The sequence below is a fragment of the Xanthobacter sp. DMC12 genome (assembly GCF_056314105.1).
In genome coordinates this window covers 344,914-362,908 of the sequence record NZ_JBQUYZ010000002.1, presented here as the reverse complement: position 1 = coordinate 362,908, position 17,995 = coordinate 344,914, and the positions used below count along the sequence as shown (strand labels likewise).

Annotated in this window: 15 protein-coding genes; 9 read left to right on the top strand and 6 right to left on the bottom strand. The window is 70.4% G+C overall.

Translation table 11 applies throughout. The features are described from left to right. The first annotated feature begins 4 nt into the window (after window positions 1–4). From ACT535_RS09840 to ACT535_RS09815, 6 genes are all read left to right on the top strand, one after another. Complete coding sequence (locus ACT535_RS09840) at window positions 5–1,462, top strand: nickel-dependent hydrogenase large subunit (protein ID WP_476364216.1); 1,458 nt, start codon at window positions 5–7, stop codon at window positions 1,460–1,462. 6 nt (window positions 1,463–1,468) lie between these two features. Further along, complete coding sequence (gene hypF, locus ACT535_RS09835) at window positions 1,469–3,763, top strand: carbamoyltransferase HypF (RefSeq protein ID WP_476364215.1); 2,295 nt, start codon at window positions 1,469–1,471, stop codon at window positions 3,761–3,763. A 69-nt stretch (window positions 3,764–3,832) separates the two neighbouring features. Next, window positions 3,833–4,804: a 16S rRNA (cytidine(1402)-2'-O)-methyltransferase gene (rsmI, locus tag ACT535_RS09830; protein ID WP_476364214.1), complete on the top strand. Its 972-nt coding sequence runs from the start codon at window positions 3,833–3,835 to the stop codon at window positions 4,802–4,804. After that, window positions 4,797–5,198, top strand: a complete 402-nt coding sequence (locus ACT535_RS09825) for a YraN family protein (protein WP_476364213.1) — start codon at window positions 4,797–4,799, stop codon at window positions 5,196–5,198. Before rsmI ends, ACT535_RS09825 begins: the two co-directional genes overlap by 8 nt. Before the next feature lie 79 nt (window positions 5,199–5,277). Beyond that, window positions 5,278–6,222, top strand: a complete 945-nt coding sequence (gshB, locus tag ACT535_RS09820) for a glutathione synthase (protein WP_476364212.1) — start codon at window positions 5,278–5,280, stop codon at window positions 6,220–6,222. A 119-nt stretch (window positions 6,223–6,341) separates the two neighbouring features. Next, window positions 6,342–6,653, top strand: coding sequence for a polyhydroxyalkanoic acid system family protein (locus ACT535_RS09815; protein WP_168458468.1), 312 nt, complete (start codon window positions 6,342–6,344; stop codon window positions 6,651–6,653). Between the two features lie 6 nt (window positions 6,654–6,659). On the opposite strand, the gene ACT535_RS09810 is transcribed toward ACT535_RS09815, so the two are convergent. After that, window positions 6,660–7,442 carry a class I SAM-dependent methyltransferase gene (locus tag ACT535_RS09810; RefSeq protein WP_168458469.1) on the bottom strand — a complete coding sequence of 261 codons (783 nt, stop codon included), beginning with the start codon at window positions 7,440–7,442 and terminating at the stop codon, window positions 6,660–6,662. Window positions 7,443–7,586: 144 nt separating this feature from the next. On the opposite strand from ACT535_RS09810, the gene ACT535_RS09805 reads away from it, so the two are divergent. After that, window positions 7,587–9,119, top strand: coding sequence for a YifB family Mg chelatase-like AAA ATPase (locus tag ACT535_RS09805; protein ID WP_476364211.1), 1,533 nt, complete (start codon window positions 7,587–7,589; stop codon window positions 9,117–9,119). Window positions 9,120–9,206: 87 nt separating this feature from the next. Here ACT535_RS09805 and ACT535_RS09800 read toward each other — a convergent pair whose 3' ends face one another. Next, window positions 9,207–9,815, bottom strand: coding sequence for a hypothetical protein (locus tag ACT535_RS09800; protein ID WP_168458471.1), 609 nt, complete (start codon window positions 9,813–9,815; stop codon window positions 9,207–9,209). Between the two features lie 324 nt (window positions 9,816–10,139). Here ACT535_RS09800 and olsB point away from each other — a divergent pair, with 324 nt between their 5' ends. Beyond that, complete coding sequence (gene olsB / locus ACT535_RS09795) at window positions 10,140–11,252, top strand: l-ornithine N(alpha)-acyltransferase (RefSeq protein ID WP_476364210.1); 1,113 nt, start codon at window positions 10,140–10,142, stop codon at window positions 11,250–11,252. A gap of 55 nt (window positions 11,253–11,307) precedes the next feature. Next, window positions 11,308–11,730 carry an alternative ribosome rescue aminoacyl-tRNA hydrolase ArfB gene (gene arfB / locus ACT535_RS09790; protein WP_169122096.1) on the top strand — a complete coding sequence of 141 codons (423 nt, stop codon included), beginning with the start codon at window positions 11,308–11,310 and terminating at the stop codon, window positions 11,728–11,730. Window positions 11,731–11,736: 6 nt separating this feature from the next. Here the strand turns inward: arfB and recN are convergent, their stop codons facing one another. The 4 genes from recN to ftsZ all read right to left on the bottom strand — a co-directional run bounded on the left by recN (window position 11,737) and on the right by ftsZ (window position 17,988). Continuing rightward, a complete protein-coding gene (gene recN / locus ACT535_RS09785; protein ID WP_476364209.1) occupies window positions 11,737–13,419 on the bottom strand; it encodes a DNA repair protein RecN in 1,683 nt (560 codons plus the stop codon). A 6-nt stretch (window positions 13,420–13,425) separates the two neighbouring features. Then, on the bottom strand, window positions 13,426–14,253 hold the full coding sequence (locus ACT535_RS09780) for an outer membrane protein assembly factor BamD (protein ID WP_476364208.1): 828 nt from the start codon (window positions 14,251–14,253) through the stop codon (window positions 13,426–13,428). 505 nt (window positions 14,254–14,758) lie between these two features. Next, entirely contained in the window at window positions 14,759–15,694 is a 936-nt protein-coding gene (gene lpxC / locus ACT535_RS09775) for a UDP-3-O-acyl-N-acetylglucosamine deacetylase (protein ID WP_168458473.1), read from the bottom strand. Window positions 15,695–16,170: 476 nt separating this feature from the next. Beyond that, the gene (ftsZ, locus tag ACT535_RS09770; protein ID WP_168458474.1) at window positions 16,171–17,988 is read right to left on the bottom strand and encodes a cell division protein FtsZ; all 1,818 of its coding nucleotides are present in this window, start codon (window positions 17,986–17,988) and stop codon (window positions 16,171–16,173) included. Window positions 17,989–17,995 lie beyond the last annotated feature (7 nt).

Here is a 17,995-nt window from a genome sequence, read left to right as displayed (position 1 = left end):
CACCATGAGCAACGGCACGAAACGGCTGGTGGTCGGCCCCTTCAACCGCGTGGAGGGCGACCTGGAGGTGCGCCTCGACGTGGCGGACGGGGCCGTCAAGCAGGCCTTCGTCTCCTCGCCCCTGTTTCGCGGCTTCGAGCGCATCCTGGAAGGGCGGGACCCGCGTGACGCCCTCGTCATCGCGCCCCGCATCTGCGGCATCTGCTCGGTGTCACAATCCCACGCGGCGGCGCTGGCGCTGGCGGCGCTGGAGGGGGTAGTCCCCACCGACAACGGGCGCGTCGCCACCAACCTCATCCTCGCCACCGAGAATGTGGCCGACCACCTCACCCATTTCCACGTCTTCTTCATGCCGGACTTCGCCCGCGCAGCCTATGCCGACCGGCCGTGGTTCGCGGAGGCGGAGCGGCGGTTCAAGGCGGCGCAGGGGGTGAGCGTGCGCGATGCTCTCGCCACCCGCACGACGCTGCTCCACGTCATGGGCCTTCTCGCCGGCCGCTGGCCGCACACGCTGGCGCTCCAGCCCGGCGGGGTCGCCAAGGGGGCGGATGCGCGGGACAAGATGCGTCTGCTCGCCACCCTCGGCGCGGTGCGCGCGGACCTTGAGGCCGGCCTCTACGGCGCCCCGCTGGAGCGCATCGCCGCGCTGGCCGACACGGAAGAGCTGGACGCCTGGCGCCGCACGGGGCCGGACGGCGATTTCCGCCTGTTCCTCACCATCGCCGAAGACCTCGACCTCGCCGCGCTGGGCCGGGCCGACGACCGCTTCCTCTCCTATGGCGCCTATCCGCAGGAAGAGGGCCGGCTCTATGCGGGCGGGACCTTCGCGGCGGGACGTTTGGGGACGGTCGATCCCGCCGCCATCGCCGAGGATCATTCCTTCGCCCGCATGGAGGGGCGGGAGGTGCCGCATCATCCCTTCGAGGGCTCGACCTTTCCCGATGGCGCGGACGAGACCGGCTACACCTGGTGCAAGGCGCCCCGCCTCGCCGGCCTGCCCTTCGAGACCGGCGCCTTCGCCCGGCAGGTCATCGCCGGACAGCCCCTCGCCCGCGACCTCGCCACGAAGGAAGGGGCCAACGTGCGCGCCCGAGTGGTCGGCCGCCTGATCGAGACCGCGCGCACGCTCATCGCCATGGAAGGCTGGGTGCGGGCCTTGAGGCCCGGCGAACCCTGGTGCGCGCAGGGCGCCATGCCGCAGGCGGGCCGCAGCTTCGGCCTCACCGAGGCGGCGCGGGGCGCGCTCGGCCACTGGATGGTGGTGGAGCGCGGCCGCATCGCCCGCTACCAGATCATTGCCCCCACCACCTGGAACTTCTCCCCCCGCGACGCCTCCGGCCAGCCGGGACCGCTGGAAACCGCCCTCGTCGGCGCGCCGGTGCGGCAGGGGGAGACGACGCCGCTCGCCGTGCAGCACATCGTGCGCTCGTTCGATCCCTGCATGGTCTGCACGGTGCATTGAGCGGCCATGGGAGCGGCTCAGGGCGAGATCATCGAGATTTCCGGCATTGTGCAGGGAGTGGGCTTCCGGCCCTTCGTCTATCGCCTCGCCCTGCGCCTCGGGCTCAACGGCACAGTGTCCAACGCAGGCGGGCGGGTGCTGATCCATACGGGCGGGCCGCGCGCGGCCCTCGACGCCTTCGCTGCCGCGCTCATCGCGGAGGCGCCGCCGCTGGCGCGCATCGAGCGGGTTGAGCGCAAGCCGGCCGAACGGCCCGAGCCCGGCTTCCGCATCATCGAGAGCGGCGCTGGCACGGTCTCCATCGGCGTGGTGCCGGATGTGGCGACCTGCCCGGCCTGCCTTGCCGAGATCGCCGATCCCACCGCCCGGCGGCACCGCTACGCCTTCACCAATTGCACGGACTGCGGCCCGCGCTTCTCCATCGTCGCAGGGCTCCCCTACGACCGGCCCGCGACCACCATGGCCGGCTTTGCCATGTGCCCCGCCTGCCGTGCGGAATACGAGAACCCGGCTGACCGGCGCTTCCACGCCCAGCCCATCGCCTGCCCCGCCTGCGGCCCACGCCTGTGGCTGGAGCGGGAGGGGGCGGAGATGGTGTCGTCCGACCCCATCCGCGACGGGGCCGAACTTCTGCGCGCCGGCCATATCCTCGCGATCAAGGGCATCGGCGGCTTCCACATCGCCTGTGACGCCACCAACCCCGAGGCCGTCGCCACCCTGCGCGCCCGCAAGCACCGCCCCACCAAACCGCTGGCGGTGATGGCGGACCTTGCCACAGCGCACCGCCTTTGCGTCATCTTGCCGGAAGAGGAAGCGGCCCTGCTGACCCCCGCCGCGCCCATCCTCCTTCTGCCGACGCGACCGGATGCGGACCTCGCCCCCGGGATTGCGCCGGGCCAGAGCCACCTCGGCTTGATGCTGCCCTACACCCCGCTGCACCATCTGCTGCTGGAGGCGGCCGGGCGCCCGCTGGTGATGACCTCCGGCAATCGCTCCAGCGAGCCGCAGATCTTCCGGGACGAGGAAGCCCGATCCGGCCTCGCCGGCATCGTGGACGCCTTCCTCATGCACGACCGCCCCATCGCCCGCCGGCTGGATGACAGTGTGGCGCGCCACGCCGCCGGAGGGCTCCGCGTGATGCGGCGGGGGCGGGGCCTTGCGCCCCTCCCCCTCGCTTTGCCGGAGGATTTCGCCGACGCCCCGCCGGTGCTCGCCATGGGCGGCGAACTGAAAAGCGCGCTCTGCCTCACCCACGGTGCCCGCGCCCTCCTCTCCCATCATCTCGGCGACCTCGACGAGCCGGCCACGGGCGACGCCTTCGAGACCGCCTTGGCCGATTATTCCGCCCTCTTCGCCCATGTGCCGCAGGTGATCGCGGCCGATCTTCACCCGGACTACCGCGCCAGCCGCCTCGGCGCCGCCCTCGCCGAAGCGCGCGGGCTGAAGCTGGAGCGCGTGCAGCATCACCATGCCCACATCGCAGCCGCCATGGCCGAGAATGGCTGGCGGCAGGCGGACGGAAAGGTGGTGGGCATCGCCCTCGACGGGCTGGGGCTGGGCGACGACGGCACCGTGTGGGGTGCCGAGGTGCTGGTTTGCGACTATCGCGAGAGCCGCCGCATCGCCCGCCTCTCGCCCGTCCCCCTCGCCGGTGGGGATGCGGCGAGCCGCGAGCCGTGGCGGGTGCTGCTCGCGCATCTCGACCGGGCGCTCGGCCGGGCAGCGGTGGACGCAGATGCGCGCCTCGCCGCGCTGTTCGCCGGCAAGCCGGTGCCCACCCTGCGCGCCATGATGGACAAGGGACTCAACGCCCCCCGCGCCTCGTCCGCCGGCCGGCTGTTCGATGCCGTCGCAGCGCTCCTCGGGCTCGCGCCCGACCGGCTCTCCCACGAGGGAGAGGCGGCCATGGCGCTGGAGGCCATCGCGGAACGGCAGGCGGAGCCCTACCCCTTCGACATCTCGGCACAGGGCGACCTCACCGAGATCGATCCCGCCCCGCTCTGGCGCGCGCTTGTGTCGGATCGCGCCGCTGCCCGGCCGCTCCCTGAAATCGCCGCTGCATTCCATGCCGGGCTGGCGGAAGCGTTCGTCACCTTCGCCGCACGGGCGGCAGACGAGGCCGGCACCCCGGCCGTCGCGCTCTCCGGCGGCGTGTTCCAGAATGCCCGACTGCTGGCGGAGACCGTCACCCGGCTTCGGGTGCGTGGGCTGACGCCCCTCATCCCTTCACAGGTCCCGGCCAACGACGGCGGCCTCGCCTTCGGTCAGGCGGTGGTCGCGGCGGCGCGACACATGGAGTAAAGCAACTTGGCGTAAAGCCATGCAGGGGGAGCCGTTCCCGTCCGGCGCGGGCGGGACTATGGTGGGGCCATGACCACGCCCCATCGTCCGCATCCGCACAGCCGCCCCGAAGGCCGCGCCGCGGCTGCCGTGAAAACCTTCCTCCTCGCCGGCTCCACCCTGCCCGCCCCCGGCCTTGCCCCGGGACTGCATGTGGTCGCGACCCCCATCGGCAACCTCGCCGACGTGACGGTGCGCGCGCTGGAGACACTGGCGGCGGCCGATGTGATCGCCTGCGAAGACACCCGCATCTCCCGCCGGCTGCTCGACCGCTACGGCATCCAGACCCACCTCGTCGCCTATCACGACCACAACGGCGCCAGCGCCCGGCCGAAGCTGCTCGCCCGCCTCGCCGCCGGGGAGCGGGTGGCGCTCATCTCAGATGCCGGCACGCCGCTGGTGTCGGACCCCGGCTTCAAGCTGGTGGTGGAGGCGGCGGAACTGGGCTTCCCCGTGCATCCCGTGCCCGGCGCCTCGGCTCTGCTTGCGGCGCTGGTGGCGGCGGGGCTGCCCACCGACTGCTTCCTGTTCGACGGCTTTTTGCCGCCCAAGTCCGGCCAGCGGCGCAACCGCATCGCCGCCCTCGCCGCCGTACCGGGCACCCTCGTGTTCTACGAGACCGGCCCGCGCCTCGCCGAGAGCCTCGCGGACCTTGCCGAGGTGCTCGGCCCCCGCCGCGCCGCCGTGTGCCGCGAACTGACCAAGGCGTTCGAGGAGGTGCGGCGCGCCGATCTGCCCGCCCTCGCCGCGCACTATGCAGACGCAGAAGACCCCAAGGGGGAGATCGTCCTCGTCATCGGGCCGCCTCTGGAAGAGGCCGCCGGCGATGCGGACGTGGACGCGGCGCTCTTGCGCGCCCTGAAGGATACGTCCCTGAAGGATGCCGTCGCGGCCGTTGCCGGGGCCACGGGCCGGCCGAAGCGGGAGGTCTATGCGCGCGCCCTCGCCCTCACGCAGGCGAAGGGCGGGGAAGAGGCCGAGGCGCCGGGCGAGGATGCCTGAAGCGCCGGCCAGCCCTCCGCCCGACGCGGGAAAGCTGCGCCGCCGCGCGGCTCACGATCGCGGGGTCGCCGCGGAAGAGCGCGCCGCGATCCTGCTCGGCGCCCGCGGGTTTGAAATCCTCGCCCGGCGGGTGCGCACCAAGGCGGGGGAGATCGACCTCGTCGCCCGGCAGGGCGATCTGCTCGTGTTCTGCGAAGTGAAGCTGCGGGCGCGGCTGGACGATGCCGCCTTCTCCCTCCAGCCCCGCCAGCGCCGGCGCATCGCGGCGGCGGCGGAAGCCTACCTCGCCGAGCACCCCGAGCTTTCAACGCTGAACATGCGCTTCGACGCGGTGCTCCTCGCCCGCACGGGCGAGGCCGAGCACCTGCCCGGCGCCTTCGAGATGGAATTGTGAGCCGAGTGGCGGTGGGCGGCGCCCGCCTATAGATAGAGCCGACAGAGAGCGTGGCCTGAGAGGCCAGCGGGAGATTGCCATGGCCCTGAAGGTCGCGGTCCAAATGGACCACATTGCCAGCATCAACATTCAAGGCGATTCCACCTTCGCCCTCCTTCTGGAGGCCCAGCGGCGCGGCCATGCGCTGTTCCACTACACGCCCGACCGCATGGCCATGCGCGACGGCGAAGTGTTCGCGGCCGTAGAGCCGCTGACCGTGAAGGACGAGGCCGGTGCCCACTTCACCCTCGGCGCGCGCGAGCGCATTCCCCTCACCGAGATGGACGTGGTGCTGATGCGCCAGGATCCGCCCTTCGACATGGCCTATGTGACGGCGACCCACCTTCTGGAGCGCATCCACCCCAAGACGCTGGTGGTGAACGACCCCGGCCATGTGCGCAACGCGCCGGAGAAGATCTTCGTCACCGAATTCCCGGACCTGATGCCGCCGACCCTGATCTCCCGCGACCTCGACGAGATCAAGGCGTTCCGCGCCGAGTTCGGCGACGTGGTGATGAAGCCGCTCTACGGCAATGGCGGGGCGGCTGTCTTCCGTCTCACCGCCGACGACCTCAATTTCGGCTCGCTCTACGACCTCTTCTCCGCCACCTTCCGCGAGCCGTGGGTGATCCAGCGCTTCCTGCCGGCGGTGAAGCATGGCGACAAGCGCATCATCCTCGTGGACGGCGAGGCGGCGGGCGCGGTGAACCGGGTGCCGAGCGAGGGCGACCTGCGCTCCAACATGGTGCGTGGCGGCGCAGCGAAGCCCACCGACCTCACCGACCGCGAGCTGGAAATCTGCGCCCGCATCGGCCCTTCACTCCGGGAGAAGGGGCTCATCTTCGTGGGCATCGACGTGATCGACGGCAACCTGACCGAGATCAACGTGACCTCCCCCACGGGCCTGCGCGCCATCAAGCGGCTGGGCGGGCCGGATATCGCCGCGCAGATCTGGGACCGCATCGAGGCCCGCCGCGCCGCCTGAAGGCCCGGCCTTCCCATCAAGACCGATGCGGCAGCGCCACCGGCCCGCCGCGCGAACCGCTATGCGGCTGCGGGCGTTATTCCGTCAGGACACACCGCCGGACATTGCAGGACCGATTCATGGGACAGCCCTTCACCGCCTCCATCCCCCACCGCCTCGGCAAGGCCGAGGCGACGCGGCGCCTGCAGACGGGGCTCACCGGCGTGCGCGACCGCTTCTCCCGCCACATCTCCATCCTGGAGGAAACCTGGACGGGTGAGCATCTGGACTTCCGCATCGCCGCCCTTGGCCAGACCGCGAGCGGCAAGCTTCAGGTGGCGGACGATGCCGTGCATCTTTCCGTGGAACTGCCCTTCATGCTGGATCTCATCGCCCGCAAGGCGAAGGACCTCATCCAGAAGCAGGGCCGCCTGATGCTGGAGAAGAAATAGGCCGGCTCAGGCGGTCTCCAGCTCCAGCGTCAGCGTATCGATGGAGAACGAGCCGTCGGGCTCGAACTCGAAATGGGTTGCCACGTCCGCACTCGCGCCCGCCATCAGCGAGCGGATGGCGGCCACATGCAGCTCCGGCGTGCGGATGCGCGCCACCCAGGAGGCAAACTCTAGCCTCAGGCGCCGGTGTGCCGTGCGCACCACCCGGAACCCCGCCTCCTCGGCAAAGCGCGTCCATTCGGAGGCGCTGTAGTCCCGCCCGTGGGAGGGATCGCGCAGCAATTCCACAGTTTGCAGGAAGGTGTCGGCGACCGGCCATTCGGGGGCGATCACGTCCATCACGATGACCTGCCCGCCCTCTTTCACCACCCGCCGCACCTCTGCAAGCGCCCGGGCCACGTCGCGCCAATGGTGCGCGCTGTAGCGGGACGCCACCATGTCGAAGCTCGCATCAGCGAACGGCAGGCGCTCGGCGCCGCCCTGCTGCGTGGCGATGTTGGCAAGGCCGCGCGCCTTGGCTTCCGCCGCGACGGCACCCAGCATCTCCTCGGACAGATCGTAGGCCACCACCTCGCCCGCGAACGGCGCGGCGGTGAAGCTCACATGCCCGCCGCCGCAACCGAGGTCCAGCAGCCGGGCGGGCTGCGCCTCTTCCACGAGGCCCTTGAGTGCATCGAGGTCCGCGCCGCGCGCATGGACCGCGCTCGCCACATAGGCGGCGGCCTGCGGGCCGAACATCTCGACCACATGGGCCTCATGACTGCGCGCGCCTGCACCCTCGGCGGCCATGGCGGTTCTCCCTGATCCCTTTGCTACCTCCAGCATAGCCGGGGCGGCGCAGGGCGCAAGCACGATCGTTCCTCTTTCGTTCTTGCGGGCACGCCCACGCTCCGCTACCTTGAGGTGCAGACGGGCAGCAGGCAGGGGGCGGCTGTGATCCAGCGGGTGGCGACAGTCGCGTTCGAGGGCGTCGAGGCGCGCCCGGTGGATGTGCAGGTGCATGTGGCCGCGGGCCTGCCGGCCTTCACCATTGTCGGCCTGCCCGACAAGGCGGTGACCGAGGCCAAGGAGCGGGTGCGCGCCGCGCTCATCGCGTCAGGGCTTGCCCTTCCGGCGCGGCGCATCACGGTGAATCTGGCGCCCGCCGACCTGCCGAAGGAGGGCTCCCATTACGATCTGCCCATCGCGCTGGGCCTGATGGCCGCCATCGGTGCCATCCCCGGCGATGCCCTCGCAGGCTTCACGGTGGTGGGTGAACTGGCGCTGGACGGCGCGATCGCGGCCGTGGCCGGCGTGCTGCCGGCGGCCATCGGCGCCAATGCCCGCGGCCACGGCCTCATCTGCCCCGCCCCGTGCGGCGCCGAGGCCGCCTGGGCCAGCCCCGACATGGAAATTCTCGCCCCCCAGTCGCTGATCCAGCTCGCCAACCATATGACCGGCCGCCAGGTGATGGGCCGGCCCGAGCCGCGGATGAAGCCGCCGGGGGACATCATGCTCGACCTCCGGGACGTGAAGGGCCAGGAGACCGCCAAGCGGGCCCTGGAGGTGGCAGCCGCCGGGGGCCACAATCTCCTGTTCGTCGGCCCGCCGGGCGCCGGCAAGTCCATGCTGGCGCAGCGCCTGCCCTCCATCCTGCCGCCGCTGTCGCCGGTCGAGATGCTGGATGTGTCCATGATCGCGTCGGTGGCCGGCACCATCGAGGACGGCGCGCTGATGGACCGCCGCCCGTTCCGCGCCCCGCATCACTCGGCCAGCATGGCCGCCATGGTGGGCGGCGGGGCCAAGGCGAAGCCGGGCGAGGTCTCGCTCGCCCACAACGGCGTCCTGTTCCTCGACGAACTGCCGGAATTCACGCCACAGGTGCTCGATTCCCTGCGCCAGCCGCTGGAGACGGGCGAGGTGCTGATCGCCCGCGCCAACCATCGCGTCACCTATCCCGCGCGCTTCCAGCTCATCGCCGCCATGAACCCCTGCCGCTGCGGCCGCGCCGGCGAGCCCGGCTTCACCTGCAAGCGCGGGCCGCGTTGCGCCGACGAATATCAGGCGCGGCTCTCCGGGCCGTTCCTCGACCGCATCGACATCCATCTGGAGGTGCCGTCGGTCTCCGCCTCCGACCTCGTGCTGCCGGCGCCTGCCGAAGGTTCGCGGGAAGTGGCGGCGCGGGTCGCCCTGGCACGCGAGATTCAGCTGGAACGCTATGCCGCCCTGGGCCGCCCCGATGTGCGGACCAATGCCGAGGCCTCCGGGCCGTTGCTGGAAGCCGTGGCGACGCCCGATTCCAGCGGAGCGATCCTGCTGCGCGATGCCGCCGACGCCATGCGGCTCAGCGCGCGCGGCTATCACCGCGTGCTGAAGGTGGCGCGCACCCTCGCCGATCTCGACGGCGCGGAGGGGGTGGGCCGCCGCCATTTGGCAGAAGCCCTCGCCTATCGCGCGGCAGCCGAGCGGCCGAGGGCGGCAGCTTAAGGTTGGCGGCGGCGCAGACCCACCGCGCACACCGGGGAGCGTCCGGCACCATCGCAATGCCGGACGAGCCTCTCGTGGAGCGCCGGCTCAGCGCATCGCGTTGACGGCGAGGCCCTCGATATAGGTGATCTGGGCGAGGTCGCCCGGCTGCACCTTCTGCACGTCCGCCAGCACCTTGTCGTTGGCCGCGCGCACCACGCGGACATTGCCGTCCGGCCCCTCGAAGGTGACGGTGCCGGCCGCCGGATCGACGCCCACGAAGATGGAGGTCAGCGTGACCTCGCGGATGCCGAAGCCCTCCGGCCAGCCCGGCAGGCCGTCGTTGATGGCCACCTCGGCCATCACCTCGCCCGGACGGCCCTGGTGCGCTTTGCCGAGCGCCGTGACGACGCCCGGTGCCACGCGGATAAGAAGGTTCTCACCCACCCGGAATAGGGAGAGGTCTCCGAGCAGCGGGGGCGCGACCACCGCCCAGCGACGGCCGGCGGGATCCTCGAGCACCACGCGGCGCGTGGCGGGATCGGCCGACACGAACTTGGCCTTGTAGGTGAGCACGTTGACCTGCCCGATGCCCTGGACGAGCACCTGGGTGACCTCGACCGCCGTGGGGCGCTGCTGCGCCTGCACGCCCGCCGGCGCGAGGAAAGTGAAGCCGGCAAAGAGCGCGACCGAAAGCTGCATGCGCGTGGAAATCATGTCGTCCCCCAGACGAATCACAGGCGCTGACGCGCCGGAAGCCTGCGGCTATCACCTAGGATGCCGTCGCGGCAAGGCGCGATCGATGCGCAGTGGCGCCCGGGGGTCGCCCATTGTCACAGTCACGTCGGAAAACTATGGTGATGCTGGCGTTCAAGTCCTGGGCACCCGCCCGAAGCGGGGCATCTTCCAGGTCGCTCATCGCAGCCATTGAGGCGCACCAGCCGGGCAGAACGCCCGGGCGGTACGCGGCGGCAGGGCGATACCAAGCGTTGGGTGAGGCGCGCCCGCCAACGGCGGCGGCCCGGAGTGGGGGTCGTTGCGATGAAAAGAATGGGACAACCGGATCCCGGCTTCAACCTGCCCGCCCTGTTCGGCCGCGGCTTCGACGTCGCCCGCGACGCCGCGCGGGATTTCGCCCGCGACTTCGCCAAGGACCTCAAGAAGGATTTTGGCCGCGAGGGCGCCGCCCCCCTGTTCGGCACCGAGCCCGGCGCTTTCCCCTTCCTTCGGGCGCAGCAGCCCGCCGGCCGCCCGGCGATGCCGGGGCCGCAGAAGCTGGTGACGGATTTCCGCGCCTATTCGGGCCTGCGCCACCGGGATGCCGTCCCGACGGAGCCGGAGAGCATCGTTCTCGGCCGGCTCGGCGCGCTGGAGGTGCGGCTTGCCCGCACCGCCCGCGACGTGCGCCGCGCCCAGCGCTTGCGCTACAAGGTGTTCTACGAGGAAATGTCGGCGACCCCCGACGCTCCGACGCGCCTCGCCCGGCGCGACATGGACAGCTTCGACACCATCTGCGACCACATCCTGGTGCTCGACCACGACGCCGGAAAGATCGTGCTCGGCCGGCGCAAGCCCAAGGTGGTCGGCACGTATCGCCTGCTGCGGCAGGAGGTGGCGAACCGCCACGGCGGCTTCTACACTCAGGGCGAGTTCGACGTGGGCGGGGTCATCGCCGCCCATCCCACCCTGCGCTTCCTGGAGCTCGGCCGCTCCTGCGTGCTCAAGCCCTACCGCAACAAGCGCACGGTGGAGCTGCTGTGGCACGGGGTGTGGACCTACATCCTGCGCAACAAGATCGACGCCATGTTCGGCTGCGCCAGCCTCGAGGGCACCGACCCGGCGGAACTCGACCTGCCGCTGTCCTTCCTCCACCACAACGCCATGGCCCCGGAAGAGTGGCGCGCGCGGGCCGTCGAAGGGCGGCACGTCTCCATGGACCGCATGGCCAAGGCCGACATCGACATGAAGAAGGCGCTTCAGGCCCTGCCGCCCCTCATCAAGGGCTATCTGCGGCTTGGCGGCTTCGTCGGCGACGGCGCGGTGGTGGACCACCAGTTCGGCACCACCGACGTGCTCATCATCCTGCCGGTGTCGGTCATCAGCCCGCGCTACGTGGAGCATTTCGGGCCGACCGCAAATCGCCACGCCATCTGAGCGTTGGCAGGCCGCGCCGGGCCGTGCATAAGCTGCGCCCTCAGGAGATGGCGCCATGATCGAGATCACGCCCCGCATCGCCATCGCCGAGGACGAGATAGAGCTCGCCTTCGTGCGCGCGTCCGGGCCCGGCGGGCAGAACGTCAACAAGGTGTCGAGCGCGGTCCAGCTGCGCTTCGATGCGGCGCGCTCGCCCAATCTGCCGGAGGGCGTGAAGATGCGCCTTGCCCGCCTCGCCGGCCGACGCATGACGCAGGATGGCGTCATCGTCATCCAGGCCCAGCGCTTCCGCACCCAGGAGCGGAACCGGGAAGACGCCATCGAGCGCCTGGTGGAGCTGATCCGTGCCGCCACGGTTGTCATGCCCGTGCGGCGGCCCACGCGCCCCACCCTCGCCTCCAAGGAACGGCGCCTCGCCGCCAAGGACCGGCGCGGACAGGTGAAATCCATGCGGCAATCGAAGCCCGACGCGGACTGAGAGGCGCTAGCGCGCCGCCTTCAGCAGGCGGTCGGCCGCGGCGCGGGCTTCCTGCGTCACGGTGGCGCCGGCAAGCATGCGGGCGATCTCCTCGCGCCGCGTGCTGGCGGTGAGGGCGTTGACACGGGTAGTCACGGGCGCGTCGGGATCCACCACGTCCTGGGCGCTCGCCTTGGCGATGAGGAGGTGGTTGCGTGCGCGGGCGGCCACCTGCGGCGCGTGGGTCACGCACAGCACCTGCACCCGCTCGGCGAGACGGCCGAGGCGCTGGCCGATGGCGTCGGCCACGGCACCGCCCACCCCGGTGTCGATCTCGTCGAAGATCAGCGTCGGTGCCGAGCCGCGATCCGCCAGCACCACCTTCAGCGCCAGGAGGAAGCGGGCCAGCTCGCCGCCGGAGGCCACCTTCATCATTGCACCGGGCCGTGTGCCGGGGTTGGTGCGGACCCAGAACTCCACCTGGTCGTGCCCGGCCGGTCCTGCCGCGGCGGGATCGCTGGTGACGCGGGTGATGAAGCTCGCCCGTTCCAGCTTGAGCGGCGGCAATTCGGCTGCCACCGCCTTGTCGAGGACGGCGGCCGCGCTGTGGCGGGCGCGGGACAGATCCTCCGCCGCGGCCCGATAGGCGGCCTCCGCCGCAGTCACGCTTGCTTCCAAACGCGCGAGCGTCGCCGCGCTGCGGTCGAGGCGCTCCAGATCGGACTGGTAACGGGCGGCCAAGGCGGGAAGGTCGTCGGCGCCGACGTGATATTTGCGGGCAGCGGCCCGGAGCGCAAACAGCCGCTCCTCGATGCGCTCCAGCTCACGGGGATCGAAGTCGGCGTCCGCGCGGGCGGATTCCAGAAGCTGGCGCGCCGTCTCCAGCGCATCGAGCGCCTGATCGATGGCCTCGACGGCCGGACGCACCAGCGCCTGTGCGTCGCCAGCCCGGCGTTCCAGCCGGCGCACGGCGGCTGCCAGGGACGGTATGGGCGAACTGCCGCCCGAGACGGCATCCAGCGCCTCGTCGAGATCGCCGGCGATCTTCTCCGAGCGCATCATGGAGGTGCGCCGCTCGGACAATGCGAGTTCCTCGCCCGGCTCGGGAGAGAGGGCGGAAAGCTCTTCCACCGCATGACGGATGAAATCGGCCTCTCGGGCGGCGATTTCCAGCCGCTCCCGCTCGTCCTTCGCCTCGGTGAGCGCAGTCCGCCACGCGCGCCACAGGTCACCCACGGCAGCGACCTTGGGGGTGAGGGTGCCGAAGGCGTCGAGCAGCAGCCGGTGGCTCGCGGCATCCACCATGGCGCGGTCGGCGTGCTGGCCGTGCAGTTCGATGAGGCTCGCGCCGATGAGGCGCAGCGTCTGCACGCTCACCGCCTCCTCGTTGACGCTGGCGCGGGTGCGCCCGTCGGCCATCTGGATGCGGCGAATCACCAATTGGTCTTCGTCGGGCAGCTCGGCGGCGGCGAGGATGGCGTGGGCGGGATGGTCGGGTGCGAGATCGAAGGTGAGCGTCACCTGCCCCTTGGGCTGGCCGTGTCGAACGAGGGCGCCGTCGCCCCGCCCGCCGAGGGCGAGGGATACGGCATCGAGCAGGATCGACTTGCCAGCACCCGTCTCACCCGTGAGGACCGTGAGGCCCTCGGACAGGGTGAGATCGAGCTTCTCGATGAGGACGATGTCCCGGATCGAGAGCGTCGCCAGCATGGATGATCAGCCAAGCCCCATCTTCTTGAACGCCTGGCTGATCCAGGACGCCTTGTTCTCCTGCGGCTCCGCCCCACCGGACTGAACCAGCTTGTAGGCGTCCTTATACCACGAGCTGTCGGGGAAGTTATAGCCAAGCACGGCGGCGGCGGTCTGCGCCTCGCCAACGATACCCATGGCCATGTAGCACTCGGTCAGGCGATAGAGGGCTTCCTCCACCTGCCGCGTGGTCTGGTACTGGGTCACGACCACCTTGAAGCGGTTGATGGCGCCCGTGTAGTTGCGCTGCTCCAGATAGTAACGGCCGATGGCCATCTCCTTGCCGGCGAGCTGGTCGCGGGCCACCTCGATCTTGCGCTTCGCGGTGGCGGCGTATTCCGTGTTCGGATACTTGCGCACAACGTCCTGGAGGGCATCGAGCGCCTGCCGAGTCTTGCGCTGGTCGCGGGTGATGTCGGGAATGTTCTCGTAGAGCGCGGAGGCGACGAGATACTGGGCATAGGCCGCGTCGGCGGAGCCCGGGTAGAGCGCGATGTAGCGCCTTCCGACGCCGATCGCCTCGTCGTACTTGCCCGCCTCGAAATAGGAGTAGGTGGTCATGAGCATCGATTTGCGGGCCCACTCCGAATAGGGGTGGGCCTTGTCCACGTCCTCGAATCGCTTGGCGGCCTTCTCGGGCTCCTGCCTGCGCAGCAGGGTCAGGCCTTCGTTGTAGATCTTCTCGGCCGGCTCATCGGGCGGGATGGTGTCATCCTTGTCGCTGGCGCAGCCGGAGACGAGGAGGCCCATGGCCAGCGCGAGCACCAGCGCGCCGCCGCGGAGAAAGGCGCGCATGGGCAGGACATCGTTCAAGAATCGCATCACGGTTCAGCTTCCGTCCCGCGCCTTACGGCGTTGCTTGTACCCGAAGGATCGTGCCGGGAAAACCGCACGGCCGGCTGTCTCCCGGCCGGGCGCCTCCGCCCCATTCCTCGGCACGCTCCCCTGCTTGCCCCTGCCGCGTACCGCCGCGGGCGATGCCCGCGACAGGTCCGAATGCCTCGGCCCCCGCGCCCATGGCCACGGCAGGAAACGGCCCCTCCGCGCTATCGGTGCTTTCAGTCGGCAATGTGGCGGCGACCGCTTCCCCGCGCCTGCTGCGCCGGTGTGTGGCCGCCCCGCCACGCCGGCTCACGCAGCGCGAGGGGCGCGCGGCATCTAAATCGGAATGGGGTTAACACTTCGCGAGCGCACGCCACCCAAGACACAGGCCGATGACGTAAGCGACTATGGCCCAAACAAAAGCGGCGCCCGAGGGGGCGCCGCAGTTGCAAAATACGCGGAAGGAAGACCCGGAAGATCAGATTTCCGGCGCGAACACCGGCACCGGGCTCGACACGCCGATCTCGGCACCAACGGTCTCGCGGACGGGCCGGACCGGAGCCTCGACGATGGCATAGTTGGCGCGGTCGGCCAGCAGGGCGTCCACCACCTGGAAGTTCAGCTTGTGGCCGCCGCGGAAGGAGCGGTAGCGGGCCAGCAGGGGCATTCCGGCGAGGGCGAGATCGCCCACCGCGTCGAGCGCCTTGTGGCGGACGAATTCGTCGGAGAAGCGCAGGCCCTCGGGGTTCAGCACGCCGCTCTCGTCGAGGCAGATGGTGTTTTCCAGGGCGGCGCCGCGGGCGTAGCCGGCGGAGCGCAGGCGCTCGACATCCTTGAGGAAGCCGAAGGTGCGGGCCGAAGCCAGCTCACGACGGAACACGGCAGGCGACATGGTGGCGGCGAAGCGCTGGCGGCCGATCATGTCGTGGCCGAACTCGATCTCAACTTCAAGGCGGAAGCCGGCTTCGTAGGGCAGAAGCTCGCCGAAGGCAGCGCCGTTCTCGACGCGGACGGGCTTGAGCACCTTGAGGAACTTGCGGCGGCCGCGCACTTCGGCGACGCCGGCGGCGTCGATGGCGGCCACAAAATCGCCCGCGCTGCCGTCGAGGATCGGAACCTCGGGTCCGTCGATCTCGACCGTGGCATTGTCCACGCCGAGGCCGCTGAGGGCCGCAAGGACGTGCTCGACGGTGGAGACAAGGGCGCCGGAGCGATCGCCGAGAACGGTGGCGAGGTCGGTGGCCTGCACGGAACGGCGGCTGACGGTGGCCTTGCGGGGCGCCTGATCGGCGAAGGAGCGGATGAAGACGACACCGGTGTTCGCGGACGCGGGCTTCAGGGTGATGGTCGCTTCGACCCCGGCGTGAACGCCGACACCCTTGAGTGCGATTTCGCGAGCCAGAGTGGTCTGCATCTTTGGTGCGTCCCGTTTCGGGGAAGTTTCCGGCTAACGGGTGTGACCCGCTTGCCGCACTGCTTCCCTCAAACCTTCACCTTGGGTCCCAACTTTCGCCCCGGTTGTACAAAGAAATTGTCAACACGGTCGGCGAGTCGGTGCCTCAGGATGGGTGCACCCTAGTCGTCACGGGGGGTGACGCCAAATCACGCTTGCTTACCCTCTGTTACGAACGCCCTTTCTCAATTTCCCATTAACTATCAGATAGTTAGCGGCAAGTTTCAAGGCGCCGGAGAGGCCTCTGTTACAGCCTTCCGCGGGGGTGAAGCCACACGAATCGGGAGAGATGTGGCGCGAAAGCCACAGGGTTGCGACGTGCTGAAGCCAGCGCTTCGGCGCATGACCGGCTGCCGCGGAATGGACGCGTAATGGGCGGGAGGGCGGCCGGGAGCCGGCACCGGGGAGACCGGCGCCGGCTAAGCCTTCATCGAACTTCAGTTCGCCTGGCGGCGGAGGAAAGCCGGGATTTCCAGCTGGTCGTCGTCATGGTGCGGGCCGGGACGCGAGGGCACCTCGGCGGCCGGGCGCATGGGCGGACGCTTGGCGAACTCGGACACCGGCGGCTCACCGCCGCGCGAGGGCATGGTCGGGCGGGCATCGCGCGGCTCGCCACGGCCTTCACCGCGGGGATCGGGGCGCTGCTCGGGGCGGCGCTCGGGGGCGCGCATGCTCGGCTGCTCGCGGCGGGCGGGCTCGGCTTCCGGCTCCTCGCGGCGACCAACGTGCGCAAGACGCTGGAGGAGGGTCATGCGCTTCTTGTCCGGCTGGGCCTGCTCCACCGGCGGCTCGCCCCGCTGGGCGCGGATCTGGTTCTGCGCGGGCAGCGGCAGCTCGTCGACGCGGGGCATGCGCGGGGAGCGCGGACGCTGGCCGGCCGGCGGGATGTAGGGGGCGAACTCGTCCTCCACCATGGGCGCGGGCTGGGGCGCGGGCTCCGGCTCGGCGAAATAGGTGGGCTTGGGCGGCGCGGTGCGGATGGTCACGTCGTCGATGGCGACGGCGCGCTCGGCCGGGGCCTGCTGGGGCTGAGCCGGCGGGGCGTAGGCCTGAGGCGCATAGGCCTGCGGCTGGGCGTAGCCCTGGGGCTGTCCATAGGCCTGCGGCGCCTGGCCCTTCTGGGCGGCGTCTTCCATGGCGATGAGGTCTTCGGCCTGGATCGCCGCCACGGCGCTGCGGATCTGCGCCTCGCGGGTGGCTTCCACGGCGGCCCGTCCGGCGTTCGAGATCTTGCGGCCGCCAAGGTCGGGGAAGCGGTCGGCGACCGGCTGGAGCTGCTCGGGGATCACCGCCGGGTCGATCCCGGTGGCCACCACCGAGACGCGGATGATGCCATCGAGCATCTCGTCGAAGGTGGCGCCGAGGATGATGTTGGCGTCGGGGTCCACTTCCTCGCGGATGCGGGTCGCCGCCTCGTCCACCTCGAACAGCGTCATGTCCTTGCCGCCGGTGATGGAGATCAGCAGCCCGCCGGCGCCGCGCATGGAGGTTTCGTCCAGCAGCGGGTTGGCGATGGCGGCCTCGGCGGCCTGGATGGCGCGCTTGTCGCCGGAGGCTTCGCCCGTGCCCATCATGGCCTTGCCCATGTCGCGCATCACGGCGCGGACGTCGGCGAAGTCGAGGTTGATGAGGCCTTCCTTCACCATCAGGTCGGTGATGCAGGCGACGCCCGAATAGAGCACCTGGTCGGCCATGGCGAAGGCGTCGGCGAAGGTGGTCTTCTCGTTCGCCACCCGGAACAGGTTCTGGTTCGGGATGACAATGAGGGTGTCGACGCTCTTCTGCAGCTCGCTGATGCCATGCTCGGCGACGCGCATGCGGCGCTGGCCCTCGAAGTGGAAGGGCTTGGTCACCACGCCGACGGTCAGGATGCCGAGCTCGCGGGCCGCGCGGGCCACCACGGGGGCAGCGCCGGTGCCGGTGCCACCGCCCATGCCGGCGGTGATGAAGACCATGTGCGAGCCGGACAGGTGATCGCGGATTTCGTCGATGACTTCCTCGGCGGCGGCGCGGCCGACTTCCGGCTGGGAGCCGGCGCCGAGACCCTCGGTCACCGCCACGCCCATCTGCACCACGCGCTCGGCCTTGGTGAGGGCGAGGGCCTGGGCGTCGGTGTTCGCCACCACGAACTCCACGCCGTGGAGCCCGGAGGTGATCATGTTGTTAACGGCGTTGCCACCGGCGCCGCCCACACCGAACACCGTGATCCGGGGACGAAGCTCACGAATGTCGGGCATCTGAAGGTTGATCGTCATGCTATTG